The following is a 15,379-nucleotide window of genomic DNA, read 5'->3' on the forward strand; positions in this document are numbered from 1 at the left end:
GAATTTATTTTCAAAAACTTAAATAGAACCATTTTTGTGTATTGACTTACAAATTATAAGCGCTGGATGAAAAAAACTTTTAGAAAGGATATGAAAAAAGAAGTATCTGTTATTATTGAAACAGACATAAAATAAAAAAGTACACTTGTAAAAAGTGTACTTTCTTTGGGTGAATGAGGGGTCTCGAACCCCCGACCTTCGGAACCACAATCCGACGCTCTAACCAACTGAGCTACAATCACCGTTTTGTGAGTGCAAATATAGGGAAGATTTTTTAACTACCAAACAATTCCATCAAAATTTTTCATCGCAATGAGCTTCTCAGACGTAAATCCCTCAGCATAAGCAACTCCCGATAAGCGTCCCAAATCCTGAGCACGGTAGGTCAGACTTTCAAAAAAATCTTTTGTTGCAATAGGGGTAACCGGTTCATTAGATGTTGGATCATAGAACTGGGTTTTGAAAGCCATACAGGCTTCAATTTTTTTATCCAAATGCTCTGATATGTCAATAACGAACTCCGGTTTAATGTCTTTCCACTGGATATAATGAAAAATATGTTTCGGTCTCCACACTTCCTGATTTTCTCCTTCTAAAACGGTTTCAATTTTTCTAAGTCCGGATAAAAAGCACGCATCTGACACTAATTTTGCTCCTTTTGCATGATCCGGATGTCTGTCATCAATGGCATTAGCCAAGACGATTTCAGGACGGTATTTGCGGATCATTTTTACGATCTCTATCTGATATTCTTCGGAATTCACTAAAAAGCCATCTTTCATCTTTAAATTTTCTCTGGCAGAAACACCAAGTATTCTGGCAGAATCTCCTGCTTCTACTTTTCGGGTTTCATCGGTTCCTCTGGTTCCGAGCTCGCCTCTTGTAAGATCTACAATAACGCATGTTTTACCTTCCGAAATCATTTTGGCAATAGTTCCGCCACATCCCAGCTCTACATCATCAGGATGTGCTCCAAAAGCAAGTATATCTGTTTTCATCTGTTCTTTTTATTTTTTAATTTGTCAGATGGAACGCCCAATAATTTCCCTCACATTTTCGAATTTTTAACCCCGGGCGTTTCATAGTTTCAAAGATAAGATTTAAAATAAAAACTTCCCAAACATTGAGAATGGGAAGTTTTAATATCTATAATTTAAATTTTAAATTACTTATTGATTTCTGCATTTAATTTTACAGCATCCTGGTAAGTAGGATCAAGCTGTAAAGATTTAGCTATATAATCTTTAGCTTTTGCAAGATCAGTATCTTTATTCATATAGGCTACTGCAAAGTAAGCATAGGCTAAAGTCTGCTTGTTGGCTTCCTGATCTGCAGGTTTTACTGTGCTGATGAATTTTTCATATGCAATTTTCGCAGCATCGTTATTTCCTGCCTGCTGATAGGAATACCCCTGGCTGTAATAAGCCGGAGCCCAATCAGGAAGAAGGGTACTCATTTTTTGCCATGTAAGGATTGCACCGTTCCAGTTTTTAGCATCCTGGTAAGCTGTTGCCAACTTAAACAGGGAATCTGAATCCTGTGGGTTAGCAGCCACTTTCTTTTTCAATGCTTCAATTTCCGGTGTAGATGGTCCTTTTTCTGCTTCAGCTTGAGAAGCTCCTCCTCCGGCAATGTTTGCAAGCTCCATATCCCACTTCATTGTTTCATCCTTAGCTGCTTTAGCAATAGCAATTTTTTGCTGTGCTTCTGTAGTTAAAGCTGATTTTTTAGCCGCATCTTTTTCAGTTTTTGCCAATCCAGCTGCGATAAGTCCCTGAAGACCCTGGTCAGCCGGCTGTATTCTTGTTTTTTCAGCCTGAGATACGAAAGTATCCATGTTCTGTTTTGCTTCGGCATAATTTCCGTCTGCATAAGACTGATAAGCTCTTAATTTAAATTTGATAGGATCATCAATTTTATCAAAGATTTTATCTAAAACAGTTTTAGAGTTTGCATAATCTTCGTTTGTGAAGTATAGTTTAGCAATTTCTAATTGGGTATATGGATCTTCATCAGCATATTTTGTATAGTTGATAAGGTCTTGTGTTGCTTTTGCATTTTCCTGGTATCTGATATCGTAAGAAGCTAAAGCTTTGTATGCCGGAGCATAAGTCGGATCTACACCGATCGCTTTATCAATGCTTTGCTTAGCTTGCTGCCATTGCTGTGCAGCCATCCATAACGTAGCCATTCTTGTATAAACAGAAGCTTTATTTTTAGCTAAAGGAAGTGCTTTGTCATAAGCCGACATAGCTTCTCCCGGAGCTCTTTTTATTCTGTAAGCATCTCCAAGGGTATAATAATAGTGAGCAGGAACTCCTTTTTTCTCAGCTTTTTCAATAGCCTTGGTCAGGAACTGAATAGCAGCATCAGGAGCGTTATTTTTCTCAAACAAAGTTAAAGCTTCTGCTGCTCTGAATAATACTTCAGCATCTTTCTCTCTGGAATCCGCTACAATTTTCTGAATTTCCGCAATTGCGCTTTTATCTCCTTTACCCAGCTTTACGGTAGCCAAACCGATTTTGTTAAGGTAGCTTTTGCTATCAGCAGCTAAACCTTTGTTAAAGCTTTCAATTGCTTTAGCATAATCAGGTTCTCCCTGTTTTAAGTAAGTATTTCCTAAATAGAAGTAATTTTCTGCTGTAGGTGCTTTGGCAACCATTTCTGTAAAATTGGTTTTAGCCTGCGCATATTTATCACTGTCTATACTGTTAATACCATCCTGCAATGTCTGTGCAGTGGCAAAACCGGAAAAAAATACTACGGCCGCTCCAAAAGCAATTTTCTTTACATTCATAATCATTATATCTTTCATTTTTATATTTTCTATATTTTGAGTTATATGCTCCACAATTTTCAGACCAAAATAATATTTTTACGGTGGGTATAATATTATTTAATATTATTTAACGCATCTGTACCTCTCTTTTGTATATATTATAGGGCTGCAGACCTTCTTTTTCTACAATCATCTGGCCAAGCTGTGTGCAAGAATATCTGATAAATCCGTTAGCTATATTAAAGTTACCTTCGTTTGTTAAAAAATAAAGAACACGTGTAAAAGGATATTTCATTTCACGAAGACCTGCGTTATCAGCAGTATACAGTTTTCCTTTATCCTCTATGGGAAGAATTTTCACCATATCTCTCAGCTTCTCAGAAGTCTTATCATAAGGACGACTGAAAGTGTTTAACCCAATAACTCCAATTTTATCCGGATATTTCCCTAATTCTTCTACAATATTCTGATTTCCCGGAATAATAGAAAATTTAAGGTCTTTTGGCTGTTTATTCAGTTTTTGGGCGACGAAGTTCAGGTTGCTTGAATTGGTTCCGTCAAAAATAAAATTTTTAGCATCAGATTCTAATCCACTCTTGATTTCATCCATTGAAATACTTTGTTTCGGCGAATCTTTAGGAACAATAAATACCACTGCATCTGCAGCGAATCTGGCGGGAAGAAACTTCAAATCAACCTGCTCTTCATAAGCTTTTTTCTCTTCGGGAGTCAGATCTCTTGACATGACAGTTATCCTTGCTTTATCTTTCAACAGATCAAGAAAAGCCAAATCTTCTTTTTGGGTTACTATTTTGATATGGGTTTCCGGATAATTGATCATATATCCGTCTGCCAACGCTTCAGTAACACTTTTAAAAGACTCATCCGTAAGTATGGTAAGATCTCCTTTATGATAAGAGGGGGATTTATCTTCTTTTTTGCAGCTTACTGCAATGATGCTCATTATAGAAAGCAACACAATTTTTAAACTATTCTTCATTTCCGGAATCTTTAATTCTTGTAACTGCTCTATAGATTCTAAATATTCCATAAAGAATAAGCACTGCACCCATCGCGTAGGCAATGGCAGGCTCCAAAATCGTGAAGAAAAACTTGTAGATAATAACTACAATTCCCAATACGATATAAAATAATCCTGTAACTAAGGATAACCAATTGAACATCATGTAACAAAAATACCAAAAAAAATAAAAAGAGAAGCATATGCTTCTCTTTTTATTTATAAGTTGAATAAATAAGTATTATTCAAAGTTCATAGTAAATGGTACGCTATAGTAAGATCTTACGCTCTCCCCGTTTCTTTTCGCAGGAGTCCATTTTTTAAGTTTCTTAACTACACGAATTGCTTCATTGTTGAAGTCGCTATTTGGAGATTTCTCTTCAATAGTAACTGCTGAAACTGTTCCGTCTTTTTCTACAACGAACTTAAGCTTAGCTTTAAGTGTACCTTCACCTCCTTCCATTAAAGAAGTATCAAAATTTTCCCCAAGGAATTTTCTCAATGCACCCATACCTCCAGGATATTCTGCAGACTGGTCTACATCTTTGTAGATCTCATTAGGATTATTTGTTTTTACTTCCGCTGTACTGGCTTTAGTACCAGTAGATGGCGGTGGTGGTGGTGGTGTATAAGCCGGAGCTTTTACCCCTTCCTGATTATTTAAACCTGTCGTCGTTTCTAACTGCTTAGAAATTGGTGGCGGTGGTGTTTCAATCTTAGGAGCTTTTACAGGCTCAGGAACCACGTTCTGGATCACTTCAATTTTCTCCTCTTCTTTTGGAGGTGGAGGTGGTGGAGGTGGTTCTTCTTCTTTTGGCTGGTCAATAATTTTATCTTCCTGAAGAATTTCTACCAAATCTGCCTTCACTTCTTGTTTAGGCGGAGCAGTAAGTCTCTTAATCGTAAGATAAATAAAAGGAGACAAAGCCGCAACCAGGAATAATGCCGTTCCGACAATAAAAGATTTTGTCAGAAGTCTTGGATACTGATGTCTAAGATCATAGGCACCATATTCCTTGTTTCTATTTTCAAATACAATCTCATCTAAAGTAAGATTCTGATTGTATACATTTTCATCTGCCATAGATATACAATTTTATGGTTAAATTACTTTGTAGCCGGTGCAGCCGGAGCTCCATTATTTCCAACTTTTCTATCATAAATAGCTTTCTCCCAAGGCTTCAAATCGGTTACCCCGTATTGCTCGCTTTTGGTTATCGCCATTTCGTCAAGAATATCTACAAAGTTTTTATATACAGCATCGTCAGTCGGTTTGATAATAACAGTAAACTTTGTTTTATCTGCCGCATTTGCTTTTGCCTGCTCAATTACTTTTCTGATCCCTTCTCTATCAAAAGTAGTCTCATTAAGATTCTGATCAGTTAAAGAAGTATTATCCTGCTGATGCCAAAAAATCTTATTGTTTTTACCCAATAATAAAGAAATTGAGTTAGAAAGTTTAATTTCTGTTGGAGGTGGTTTTTTATCTTTTTCTTTCGGTTTTGCCGGAAGCCCCAAATCCATTACATTCGGTTTACTGAATGTGGTTGTGAACATAAAGAAGGTAATCAATAGAAAACCCAAGTCCACCATCGGAGTCATATCTACTCTGGTATTCTGCTTCTTGGAACGTACCTTGCCGCCTTTGCCGCCTTTTTCCTGTACTTGTACTTCTGCCATTTCTAAATGATATTATTATGGTTTACCTTCTTGTGATGTAATCAACCAGAATTTAAGAAAATCAATATCTCTTAAACCTTCAAATAGGCTTTTAACTTTAGGATACTCAGTGGTAACGTCTCCTTTGATTGCTAATTTGTAATCAGGATTTACGCTCAAACTCTGTTGTACCCAGTCTACTAACTGCTTATTTGTACTATCCATAGGAATCCCGGTAGGACTCTTAAAGTTCTTTTGCTCCTCATCTGACAAATCGAGATAGCTTTTCAGTTGGCTCATTGGAACCCCAATTGCTTGTACTTTTTGAAATGCAGCTTTTTGTTTGTTGTCAAAAGTCATGTTATACTTTTGTCCCATTTTGTCTAAAAGCTGTAGTCTCTCTGATGCATTTTCTACTGGCTGGAAATAGAATTTCCCGTCCGGAGTCGCGTTGATGGTCATCAAACTTGCATCAGGAAGTAACTTCTCTGATATTGAAGATGGCGGTTTAATCTGCTCCACGTCAGGTTTTTTAAACTGAGTGGTCAATATAAAGAACGTAAGTAGTAGGAAGGCAACGTCACACATTGCCGTCATATCCGTCACTACTCCATGTCTTTTTGGTTTGACTCTCGCCATTGTTTTTGAATTATTTAAATTAAACTTCTTTTAATTGGAATACAAATTCCTTGCTACAAATTCAATTCTTAGTTGAATTCAGCGAAAGACTGCTGGATGCTCATAGCGATCTCGTCGATCTTATAAGTTAATCCGTCAATTTTAGATGTAAAGAAGTTATAAAGGATAATCGCGATAGCTGAAGTACCAATACCTAATGCCGTGTTGATCAAGGCTTCAGAGATACCTGTAGAAAGTGCAGCAGCATCTGGAGTACCACCACCTGAACCTAATGCGAAGAATGCTTTGATCATCCCGATTACAGTTCCTAAAAGTGCGATTAGCGTAGCTACAGTACCTAAAGTAGAAAGAATCATCATGTTCTTTTCAAGCATTGGCATTTCAAGAGTAGTAGCCTCTTCGATAGCTTTGTTAAGAGCTACCATTTTCTGCTCTTTATTTAAAGTAGTATCGTGAGAAAGTGCTTTGTAAGTAGTAAGACCTTCTTTCACTACGTTACCTACAGATCCTTGCTGTCTGTCACACTCTTCTAAAGCTTCATCAATTTTGTTTTGATTCAATAAGCTTCTTACTTGTACTACGAAGTTGTCTAAGTTTCCTTTTCCAGCAGCTTTACCTAGTACGAAATATCTTTCAAAAGAGAAAACGATTACTGTGATCATGAAAGTAATCAAGATTGGTACGATAACCCCTCCTTTGTAGATAATACCTAAAAACGATTCTGGGTGAATGTCTTTTCCTTCAACACTTGAGAAAGCTACAGATCCGCCACCTAGCTTTTCTGCGTCTTTAAAGTTTCCTGGGTTCCCAAGAACAAATAAATAAATACAAACTCCTATAACGAATAAAATAGGAATAATAACAGCCGGGTTTAAACCTCCTGCTTTTCTAGCAACTACTTGCTCATCATTTTTTGAAACATTCATTTCCATATTTAACTAAATTATATTGTTTTAAAATTTTACAGGGTGTAAATTAAAGGCAAAATTAATTAAAATGCAAGAGTCTTAAATAAACATTTTGCATTTTTCTGATAAAGAAAATTTAATACGATTTCGATATAATAATTATTTTAAATTATTTTATTTATTTTTCTCAATTTTAACATTTGAGTTAGAAATTTAAAAAAATAAGACCTTCATTTTTTTTAATTTGCCAATGTTAACTTTTTTTTAAATTACGATATTCACAATACGGTGATGCACGACGATGATTTTTTTAGGTGTTTTACCTTCTAAAAACGGTTGCATTCTTTCATCCGAAATCACCAAATCTTCCACTTCCTTGGCCGATAACTGAGCAGAAAGTGAAATTTTGAACTTCATTTTACCGTTTATACTTACCGGATATTCTATTTCGTCTTCAACCAGGTATTCCTCGTTCAATACAGGGAATTTCTCGAATTCCACGGATTCTTTATGTCCCAGCAGGCTCCAAAGCTCTTCACAGATGTGTGGCGCATATGGAGAGATGATAACGGCTAACGGTTCTAAAATATTGCGTTTGTTGCATTTTATTTTTTGCAGCTCGTTGACAGCAATCATAAATGAAGATACAGAGGTATTGAATGAGAAGTTCTCAATATCATATACCACCTTCTTTATTAAGGTATGTAAAACTTTGTATTCTGCTTTTGTAGGCTCTTCATCGGAAATTTCAAATGTATCACCGTTGAAATACAGGTTCCAGAATTTCTTAAGGAAACCATACACTCCGCTTAACCCTTGTGTATTCCATGGTTTAGATTGCTCCAAAGGACCTAAGAACATTTCGTACAGCCTTAATCCGTCTGCTCCGTATTCTTCACAGATATCATCAGGATTTACAACGTTGTATTTAGACTTGGACATTTTTTCCACTTCACGGTCAGTAATGTATTTTCCGTCTTCCAAAATAAATTCCGCATCCGTATAATCCGGTCTCCATGCTTTGAAAGCTTCGGTATCCAATTCATCAGAGGTTCCTTTTAATAAGGATACATCAACATGGATTTTTTGAGTCTGATAATTACCGGCCAGACTTTTTGAAACATATTGATTGGTTCCATCAATTCTGTATACAAATGCACTCATCCCCAAAATCATCCCTTGGTTGATCAATTTTTGGAAAGGTTCATCCTGATTAATATAGCCTCTGTCTTTTAGGAACATATTCCAGAATCGGGAATATAATAAGTGTCCGGTTGCGTGTTCGCTACCTCCGATGTATAAATCTACCTGTCCCCAATAATCCGCCAATTCTTTTTTAACAAAAACCTCCTGATCATTCGGATCCATATATCTAAGGAAATACCATGAGCTTCCCGCCCAACCCGGCATGGTAGACAATTCTAACGGAAATATGGTTTTATCATCAATAAGGTCTGTAGAAACCACTTTCTGATTGGCTTCATCCCAGGCAAATACTTTTGCATTTCCTAGTGGCGGATCTCCGTCTTCAGTCGGTAAATATTTTTCAACCTCCGGAAGTTCCAGCGGCAAAGCAGAAACCGGAAGTGTGTAAGGCATTCCTTCCTTATAATATATAGGAACCGGCTCGCCCCAGTAACGCTGTCTTGAGAAAATAGCATCACGCTGCCTGTAGTTCGTGGTTCCGTGACCAATTCCTTTGTTTTCTATTTCAGAAATTATTTTTGATTTGGCATCATTATAATTCAATCCGTTTAAGAAATCAGAATTCACACAGACCGAATCTTTAGCATCGAAAGATTTTTCCTGAACATCTTCATCGGTATCCACTACCTTTTTAATAGTAAGGTTAAATTTCTTCGCAAATCTGTGATCACGCTCATCATGTGCAGGAACGGCCATTACAGCTCCTGTTCCATAACCCATCAATACATAATCTGAAATATAGATTGGCATTTTTTCTCCACTGAAAGGATTGACAGCATAACTTCCCGTAAAAGCACCGCTCACGTTTTTCACGTCAGCCATTCTATCTCTTTCCGTTTTCTTGGAAGTTTCTTCAATATAAGAATCTACTTCTGCTTTTTGAGCTTCTGTAGTAATGGTATCCACTAAAGGGTTTTCAGGAGCCAGCACCATAAATGTTGTCCCGAAAATAGTGTCAGGTCTTGTTGTAAATACCTCAACGATCTCGTCATGACCTTCTATCTGAAACTTAACCTGTGCTCCCTGGGATTTCCCGATCCAGTATTCCTGGGCATCTTTAAGAGGTTGCGGCCAGTCTAATGTATTCAATCCCTGTAATAATCTTTCAGAGTAGGCAGAAATTCTCATGCTCCACTGCATCATTTTCTTTTGGAATACAGGAAATCCCCCTCTTTCAGATTTTCCGTCTTTTACCTCATCATTCGCTAATACAGTTCCCAAGGCTGGACACCAGTTTACGGTAGTTTCTGCCCTGTAAGCCAGACGATAGTTGAGTAAAATATCTTCTTTATCAAGGTCTGAGGAATCTTTCCATTCTTCTGCAGTGAAATTTAATTCATCATTTTGATTGGCATTTAATCCTTCAGTTCCTTTTTCTTCAAAATGCTGAATCAAAGTCTGGATAGGTTCTGCCTTATCAGTATTTTTATTATACCATGAATGATACAGCTCGATAAAGATCCACTGCGTCCATTTATAATAGGATGCATCTGAAGTTCTCACTTCTCTGCTCCAGTCAAATGAAAAACCGATCTTTTTCAGCTGCTCTTCATATCTGTTAATATTTTCCTCAGTTGTGATCGCAGGATGCTGCCCTGTCTGGATGGCATATTGCTCAGCAGGAAGACCGAAGCTGTCGTATCCTACCGGGTGAAGAACATTAAACCCCTGATGTCTTTTATATCTCGCATAAATATCTGATGCAATATACCCCAGCGGGTGCCCCACATGAAGTCCTGCTCCGGATGGATACGGAAACATATCGAGAACATAAAATTTAGGTTTGTCTGTGTTATTAGAGGTTTTGTAGGTCTGATTTTCCTCCCAGTACTTCTGCCACTTTTTTTCTATCTGCTGATGATCGTAAAACACTTTTTATAATAGATGTTAGATGTTAGACTTTAGATATTAGATTTAATTCTTATCATTAATTCTAAATCAAGATTCACAAAAATAATGATTTTAAAAGAAATGGAAATTTTAATTTTGATTAATTCACAAATGCCCTTCAACAAAAAATCTCATCCGGAGATGAGATCTGTATTTAGGTATAAAATGTATATTTTATTTATTGAGGAATTCTCTTCATTGTAAATGTTCTCGTTTTATATACAGTCGGATCTTGGGTCTCTTCTCTGAATGCTATATTTAAGGTAGCATCATTGAGCGTAATTATTTTACCATTGGACGGTTCTACGGTACCCTGATACTTAACTATTACCGTTTTTGCACTTTTATCATAGGTATAAGTAAAGTTTCTGTCTGACGTAATAGCACATTGTGGAGTTGTACCAATCTCTCCCCATTCAGTTCTTTTTCCCGATGCCTCAGTATTGAATCTCCATCTGCCCTCTTTCTGGCAGTCGGTATACGTAATAAGATCGGAAACAGGCTCCTCACCTACTTCTACGGTAGTAACCACTTCTTTAAGCGGCTGCCAGACACCTACAAGAGGATATTCCATCTCATTATCGCCATCATCATTACATCCTGTAGCTACAAATAATGATAAACCTGCAAATAGTAATGCTAATTTCTTCATATATAAAATTTTCAAGGGCTAAAATTATAATTTTTTTGATTTATAACCTCATTTTTTGTGAAAAATTATTTTGATAATCTATATTTCTGAAAATTTTAAAGTATTATCCTTTAAAACAGCCTTTATTTAACAAAATATTGAATCTCAGTTTTTCCCCTATCTATTAAAAAAACTATTTTTGCAGAAAGAAACAAAAATGCAGAGTATAACGAAAAATAATTTTGACTTCATCCGTGTTCTCCTTGCTTTCATTGTCTTTGTAGGACATTTGGGAGCTTTAAGTGACTCCAGCCAGCTTACTTTTTTAACACACAGTCCTGTAGAAGTTGCCGTTTTTTCGTTTTTCATTGTCAGTGGATTCCTTATTGCAAGGAGTTATGAGAGATCTTCCAGCCTGAAAAGCTACGTAAAGAAAAGAATCTCCAGAATTGTTCCCGCTTATCTCTTGGTTGTTTTACTCTGTACTGTCCTGCTGAGTCTGGTAAGTACGTTGCCTCTTTCCGATTATTTCGGAAACGTTCAGGTTTATAAATATTTCTTCTGGAATTCTATTTTCATGAATTTCATGGCTCCTTCTCTTCCCGGGGTCTTCGGGAATGAAGCAGTCAACGGTGCTCTATGGACGCTTAAGATTGAAATGTGCTTTTATTTTGTTGTTCCCTTAATCTTTTTATTATTCGGAAAAAATAATAAGTACAGGAATATCAGCCTGATCATTCTGTATTTTCTTTCTCTAGTTTTCCTTAATTATTTTGAAATGGCCGGAAAAATCTCCATATCCAAACAGTTGCCCGGCTCGCTATGTTATTTTATAGGCGGGATGCTGGGCTATTTTTATTTTGATCAGTTTATCAAATATAAAAACACGCTCTTCATCATTGCTATTATTACGGTTTGGATAGATCTGATCTTACATATCAAATTATTTTCACCTATCATGATAAGTATTATTGTTCTGTATATTGCCTATTCATTCAAATTTCTGAACAATTTTGGGAAATACGGAGATTTCACTTACGGTATTTATATCTTCCACTTTCCTATTATCAGGGTATTTGCTACGCTTGGACTGTTTGCCAACTACAATCCTTTTTTCATGAGCTTTTTGTGTATGCTGGTCGTTATCGGAGTAGGAATTGCATCTTGGCATCTTTATGAGAAAAAATTTTTATAATTTTACCCCAGTAAAAATGCAAATGAAAGACCTGGTCTCCATCATCACTCCCTGTTACAATTCTGCCGAATTCATCGAAGAAACGATACAATCTGTTCTAAACCAGACCTATGACAATTGGGAATGGCTGATCACCGATGACCTTTCCAAAGATAATACCGTAGAAATCATAAGAAAATACAATGATCCCAGGATAAAATTACAGGTCCTGGAGAAAAACGGCGGTGCCGGAAATGCCAGAAATAACAGCCTGGAAAGAGCCACTGGGCGATATATTGCTTTTCTGGATTCTGATGATTTCTGGTATCCTGAATATCTGGAAACGATGACAGATTATATGCAGGAAAATAATGCGGAACTGGTCTACTGCAATTATTCAAGATGTAATGAGCAGTTACAGCCTGTTTTAAAAGATTTCCTGGCAGATAAGATAGTAACCTTCTCCAATCTTCTGAAAACCTGCAGACTGGCTCCGGTTTCTACCATGTACGATACCAAAAGGGTGGGGAAATTCTTATTCCCTATAAAAAGCAAGCGTGAAGATCACGTGATGTGGCTAAACCTGTTAAAAGTAATTCCTGAAGGAATGCCCATCAATAAGACACTGGCAAAATACAGGATGCGTGAGAACAGTGTTTCCCGAAAGAAAAAAAATATCATTAAGGATCAGTATCTGGTCTACAAAGACTTTATGGGGTTTTCTACTGTAAAATCCTTTTATTATACGGCCAATTGGGCCATAAACGGATTTCTGAAATATTCTAAAATTTTCAATTAATGGAATATTCAAAAGAGTTTAAAGCTGCCTTAAGTGCTTTTTCCAGCATAGAAAAAGACCGGCTTATTTTCAGATTGCTGAAAAAAGATAAGCTTTTATCTAAAAAACTGTATTTTGAACTGATCGATCAGGAAACTACGGATGATAAGAGAAATGCTATGGAAGAGAATGTTGCAGAACAGGTTCTTCTGGCCTCAAAATATGTTGGAAACGCCAAATATTTTCTTACTATTATCCGAAAGCTGAGTGCAGAAATAACAGAGCACATCAAAATTACAACGGATAAATTCGGGGAAGTTTCTCTGAATCTTTTGCTGGTGAACAGAATTCTGGATTCCAACAGTGATTTCAGCAGACAGCGATTTGATAATGTGTACAAGCTCTACATTTATATCATTAATAAAGTGTTTAAGGCATTGGTATTAACAAAAAAGCTGGACGAAGATTACTGGATGGAAATTGATGAGCTCCTGAGAGAAACACGAAATAAAATCTCTGAAAATCATTATTTGCAGAAACTTTGCATCAATAATGGTCTGGATATTAACTGGCTTGAATCTGATAATATTCCGGAAAATATAGAGCAGATCATGAAAGACACCAAAAGTCAGGGATTTTTACGATAATATCTTCTGCAGGATAAGATTTGTGGCATCCGGCTTTTCTTTTATAAATTTTCTTGCATTTCCAGACATTTCCTGTAACTCTTCTTCATTATTAAGAAGAAACAATACAAAATCTGCTGCGGCATATTCTTCTGAAAAAGACTTTCCTCCGCCGGCTGCAATCAGATCGTCTGCCTCAGGATTTTTTTTATAATGATCCCCAAAAATCACAGGAGTCCCGAACGTAGCTGCTTCCAGAATATTATGCAGACCTGCATCATGAAAACCTCCGCCTACCACCGCCACATCTGCATAAGAATATAGTTTTGACAACAAACCAATGCTGTCGATGATTAAAATCTGATGTCTGGAAACGGAAAGCTCCGTATTTCGTATTTCGCTGTATAATAGGGCTTCGGGGAAAATATTCTTCAAATGCTCCACTCTTTTCAGATCATGGGGAGCAATAATCAGTTTCAAATCAGCATTCATTCTGAAAACTGTGGCAGCAATCTTTTCTTCAGCCTGCCACGAGCTTCCGAATACAACAGATTGATGCTCTCCTATAAAATCTGCAATAAATTCAACATGATTATCTCTTGCCCGGAGTTGTTTTACCCTGTCAAACCTTGTATCTCCTGCTACTGAAGAATTGACCAATCCAATACTCTTGGCTAATGCATAAGAAAAGGTGGTCTGATGAAAAAACCAGTCTACCTCTTTTTTGAGCTGCTTTACAAACCATTTTCCATAAGATGTGAAGAAAGCCTGGCTTTCATAAAACAAGGCAGAAATTACATAAATCTTAGCTCCATGCTCTTTAAGCTCTGCCAGAAGATGATACCAGTAGTCATATTTAACCGTAAAAAACAATTCTGTATCAAACCGGGAAATAAACTCTTTTACCTTACTTTTTTTATCGAAAGGCAAATAGCAGATCACATCTGCGATATGTTTCTTTTTTACAACATTTTCATAACCGGATGGAGAAAAGAAGGTGACAAGGATCTTGTGCTCCGGAAATTTTTCTTTCAACTTTTCCAAAACAGGAAGCCCCTGCTCATATTCGCCGAGACTGGCCGCATGCATCCAGATCACCTTGTCTGAGGGCGAAAATGCAGCTTTTACTTTGTGTAAAGACTGCTTTCTTCCTTCAACTCCTTTTTTAGTTTTATCATTAAACAAAGAGAAAACTTTCATTCCGAAAATGAGCAGGCTGACAAATATGTTGTATAAGAAAGACATTTAATTATTTTTCAATTTCAATTCGGTCGTTATGGGTAGATGGGCTGGAGATAACAAGAAACTCCACTTCATCCTGAGATTCGTTGGATATAAAATGTTCTGATTTAGGTTGAATGGAAATACTTTCTCCCGCCTTAACAGAAAACTTTTCATTATTGATATACAATATGGCTTCCCCTTTTAAAATATAAAAAACCTGTTCTGCCATTTCATGGAAATGCAGTTTTTCAGCAGTTCCGGCAGGCATTTTTTCCTGCTTTACGGAAAGATTGTGGGAATCATTCAGGATCCAGCTGTCACAGCCGTTTCCCCAGGTATAGTGTACTGAATTATCTTTAGAATATATCATTTGAATATCGCTACAAAAATAAAAACCACGATCAGGCTTCCTATTACCGATAAAATAGCTGTAGATAATGGAACTCTAGGCTTCACGTTTTCATCAAAGGAATAACGGAACATATAATCCTGACTATTCATAAAAATAAACATTATTAATACAAATAGCCATCTTATAAAAACTTCCATGATCAGGAATTGGGCATCCTTATTCTGGTCTGTGATTTCTACAGGAAAATTAGCGGTTTCCGGATGTCTTAAGGTATATACAAACATAAAATAGAAAGCCGTTCCCAGAATCGGTGTTAAAAAAGAAAAGGCTTTGTTTCCAAAATTATCAGCCTTTCCGTCAAAATCGAAATGTACCGGAATTCGTTTAGGAAGGGTTTTGTAATGTTTCAGGGTAAACCACCAGAAAAAAACCACCAATCCGAAATTAAAAATATCAAAAGCTGTGAAAATAATATTCTCCATTCAGACTGTA

General features: G+C 36.6%; 16 protein-coding genes and 1 tRNA gene. 3 read left to right on the forward strand and 14 right to left on the reverse strand.

Translation table 11 applies throughout. The features are described 5' to 3' along the window. Positions 1 to 167: 167 nt before the first annotated feature. From DRF61_RS07250 to DRF61_RS07300, 11 genes are all read right to left on the reverse strand, one after another. Positions 168 to 243: transfer RNA gene (locus tag DRF61_RS07250), tRNA-His, on the reverse strand. 35 nt (positions 244 to 278) lie between these two features. Then, complete coding sequence (bshB1, locus tag DRF61_RS07255) at positions 279 to 998, reverse strand: bacillithiol biosynthesis deacetylase BshB1 (RefSeq protein WP_111955502.1); 720 nt, start codon at positions 996 to 998, stop codon at positions 279 to 281. 167 nt (positions 999 to 1,165) lie between these two features. Next, on the reverse strand, positions 1,166 to 2,815 hold the full coding sequence (locus tag DRF61_RS07260; RefSeq protein ID WP_111955504.1) for a tetratricopeptide repeat protein: 1,650 nt from the start codon (positions 2,813 to 2,815) through the stop codon (positions 1,166 to 1,168). A 91-nt stretch (positions 2,816 to 2,906) separates the two neighbouring features. Further along, positions 2,907 to 3,779 carry a PstS family phosphate ABC transporter substrate-binding protein gene (locus DRF61_RS07265; protein ID WP_111955506.1) on the reverse strand — a complete coding sequence of 291 codons (873 nt, stop codon included), beginning with the start codon at positions 3,777 to 3,779 and terminating at the stop codon, positions 2,907 to 2,909. After that, complete coding sequence (locus DRF61_RS07270) at positions 3,769 to 3,966, reverse strand: DUF308 domain-containing protein (protein WP_111955508.1); 198 nt, start codon at positions 3,964 to 3,966, stop codon at positions 3,769 to 3,771. The genes DRF61_RS07265 and DRF61_RS07270 overlap by 11 nt, the downstream gene beginning before the upstream one ends. Before the next feature lie 75 nt (positions 3,967 to 4,041). Then, the gene (locus DRF61_RS07275) at positions 4,042 to 4,884 is read right to left on the reverse strand and encodes an energy transducer TonB (protein WP_111955510.1); all 843 of its coding nucleotides are present in this window, start codon (positions 4,882 to 4,884) and stop codon (positions 4,042 to 4,044) included. A gap of 23 nt (positions 4,885 to 4,907) precedes the next feature. After that, positions 4,908 to 5,480 carry an ExbD/TolR family protein gene (locus DRF61_RS07280; protein WP_111955512.1) on the reverse strand — a complete coding sequence of 191 codons (573 nt, stop codon included), beginning with the start codon at positions 5,478 to 5,480 and terminating at the stop codon, positions 4,908 to 4,910. Between the two features lie 15 nt (positions 5,481 to 5,495). After that, positions 5,496 to 6,098, reverse strand: coding sequence for an ExbD/TolR family protein (locus tag DRF61_RS07285; protein WP_111955514.1), 603 nt, complete (start codon positions 6,096 to 6,098; stop codon positions 5,496 to 5,498). A 68-nt stretch (positions 6,099 to 6,166) separates the two neighbouring features. Beyond that, entirely contained in the window at positions 6,167 to 7,030 is an 864-nt protein-coding gene (locus DRF61_RS07290; RefSeq protein ID WP_034723277.1) for a MotA/TolQ/ExbB proton channel family protein, read from the reverse strand. 240 nt (positions 7,031 to 7,270) lie between these two features. Continuing rightward, the gene (leuS, locus tag DRF61_RS07295; protein ID WP_111955516.1) at positions 7,271 to 10,084 is read right to left on the reverse strand and encodes a leucine--tRNA ligase; all 2,814 of its coding nucleotides are present in this window, start codon (positions 10,082 to 10,084) and stop codon (positions 7,271 to 7,273) included. A 196-nt stretch (positions 10,085 to 10,280) separates the two neighbouring features. Continuing rightward, positions 10,281 to 10,754 carry a lipocalin-like domain-containing protein gene (locus tag DRF61_RS07300; protein ID WP_111955518.1) on the reverse strand — a complete coding sequence of 158 codons (474 nt, stop codon included), beginning with the start codon at positions 10,752 to 10,754 and terminating at the stop codon, positions 10,281 to 10,283. Between the two features lie 178 nt (positions 10,755 to 10,932). On the opposite strand from DRF61_RS07300, the gene DRF61_RS07305 reads away from it, so the two are divergent. The 3 genes from DRF61_RS07305 to DRF61_RS07315 are packed head-to-tail and all read left to right on the forward strand — an operon-like array spanning position 10,933 to position 13,332. Next, on the forward strand, positions 10,933 to 11,928 hold the full coding sequence (locus tag DRF61_RS07305) for an acyltransferase family protein (RefSeq protein WP_146897169.1): 996 nt from the start codon (positions 10,933 to 10,935) through the stop codon (positions 11,926 to 11,928). A 22-nt stretch (positions 11,929 to 11,950) separates the two neighbouring features. Continuing rightward, positions 11,951 to 12,706 (forward strand): glycosyltransferase family 2 protein, encoded by a 756-nt coding sequence (locus DRF61_RS07310; RefSeq protein ID WP_111955652.1) that lies wholly within the window; start codon positions 11,951 to 11,953, stop codon positions 12,704 to 12,706. After that, a complete protein-coding gene (locus DRF61_RS07315) occupies positions 12,706 to 13,332 on the forward strand; it encodes a deoxyuridine 5'-triphosphate nucleotidohydrolase (protein WP_111955522.1) in 627 nt (208 codons plus the stop codon). The genes DRF61_RS07310 and DRF61_RS07315 overlap by 1 nt, the downstream gene beginning before the upstream one ends. Here DRF61_RS07315 and DRF61_RS07320 read toward each other — a convergent pair. Genes DRF61_RS07320 through DRF61_RS07330 form a run of 3 tightly spaced genes read right to left on the reverse strand, consistent with a single transcriptional unit; the run spans position 13,324 to position 15,369 of the window. After that, positions 13,324 to 14,556 carry a 3-deoxy-D-manno-octulosonic acid transferase gene (locus DRF61_RS07320; protein WP_111955524.1) on the reverse strand — a complete coding sequence of 411 codons (1,233 nt, stop codon included), beginning with the start codon at positions 14,554 to 14,556 and terminating at the stop codon, positions 13,324 to 13,326. The two genes, DRF61_RS07315 and DRF61_RS07320, sit on opposite strands and share 9 nt — an antisense overlap. A gap of 4 nt (positions 14,557 to 14,560) precedes the next feature. Further along, a complete protein-coding gene (locus DRF61_RS07325) occupies positions 14,561 to 14,905 on the reverse strand; it encodes a cupin domain-containing protein (RefSeq protein WP_111955526.1) in 345 nt (114 codons plus the stop codon). Continuing rightward, positions 14,902 to 15,369: a DUF1648 domain-containing protein gene (locus DRF61_RS07330; protein WP_111955528.1), complete on the reverse strand. Its 468-nt coding sequence runs from the start codon at positions 15,367 to 15,369 to the stop codon at positions 14,902 to 14,904. Before DRF61_RS07330 ends, DRF61_RS07325 begins: the two co-directional genes overlap by 4 nt. Between the last annotated feature and the right edge of the window lie 10 nt (positions 15,370 to 15,379).

This window comes from Chryseobacterium lathyri (assembly GCF_003290185.1).
GTDB lineage: Bacteria > Bacteroidota > Bacteroidia > Flavobacteriales > Weeksellaceae > Chryseobacterium > Chryseobacterium lathyri.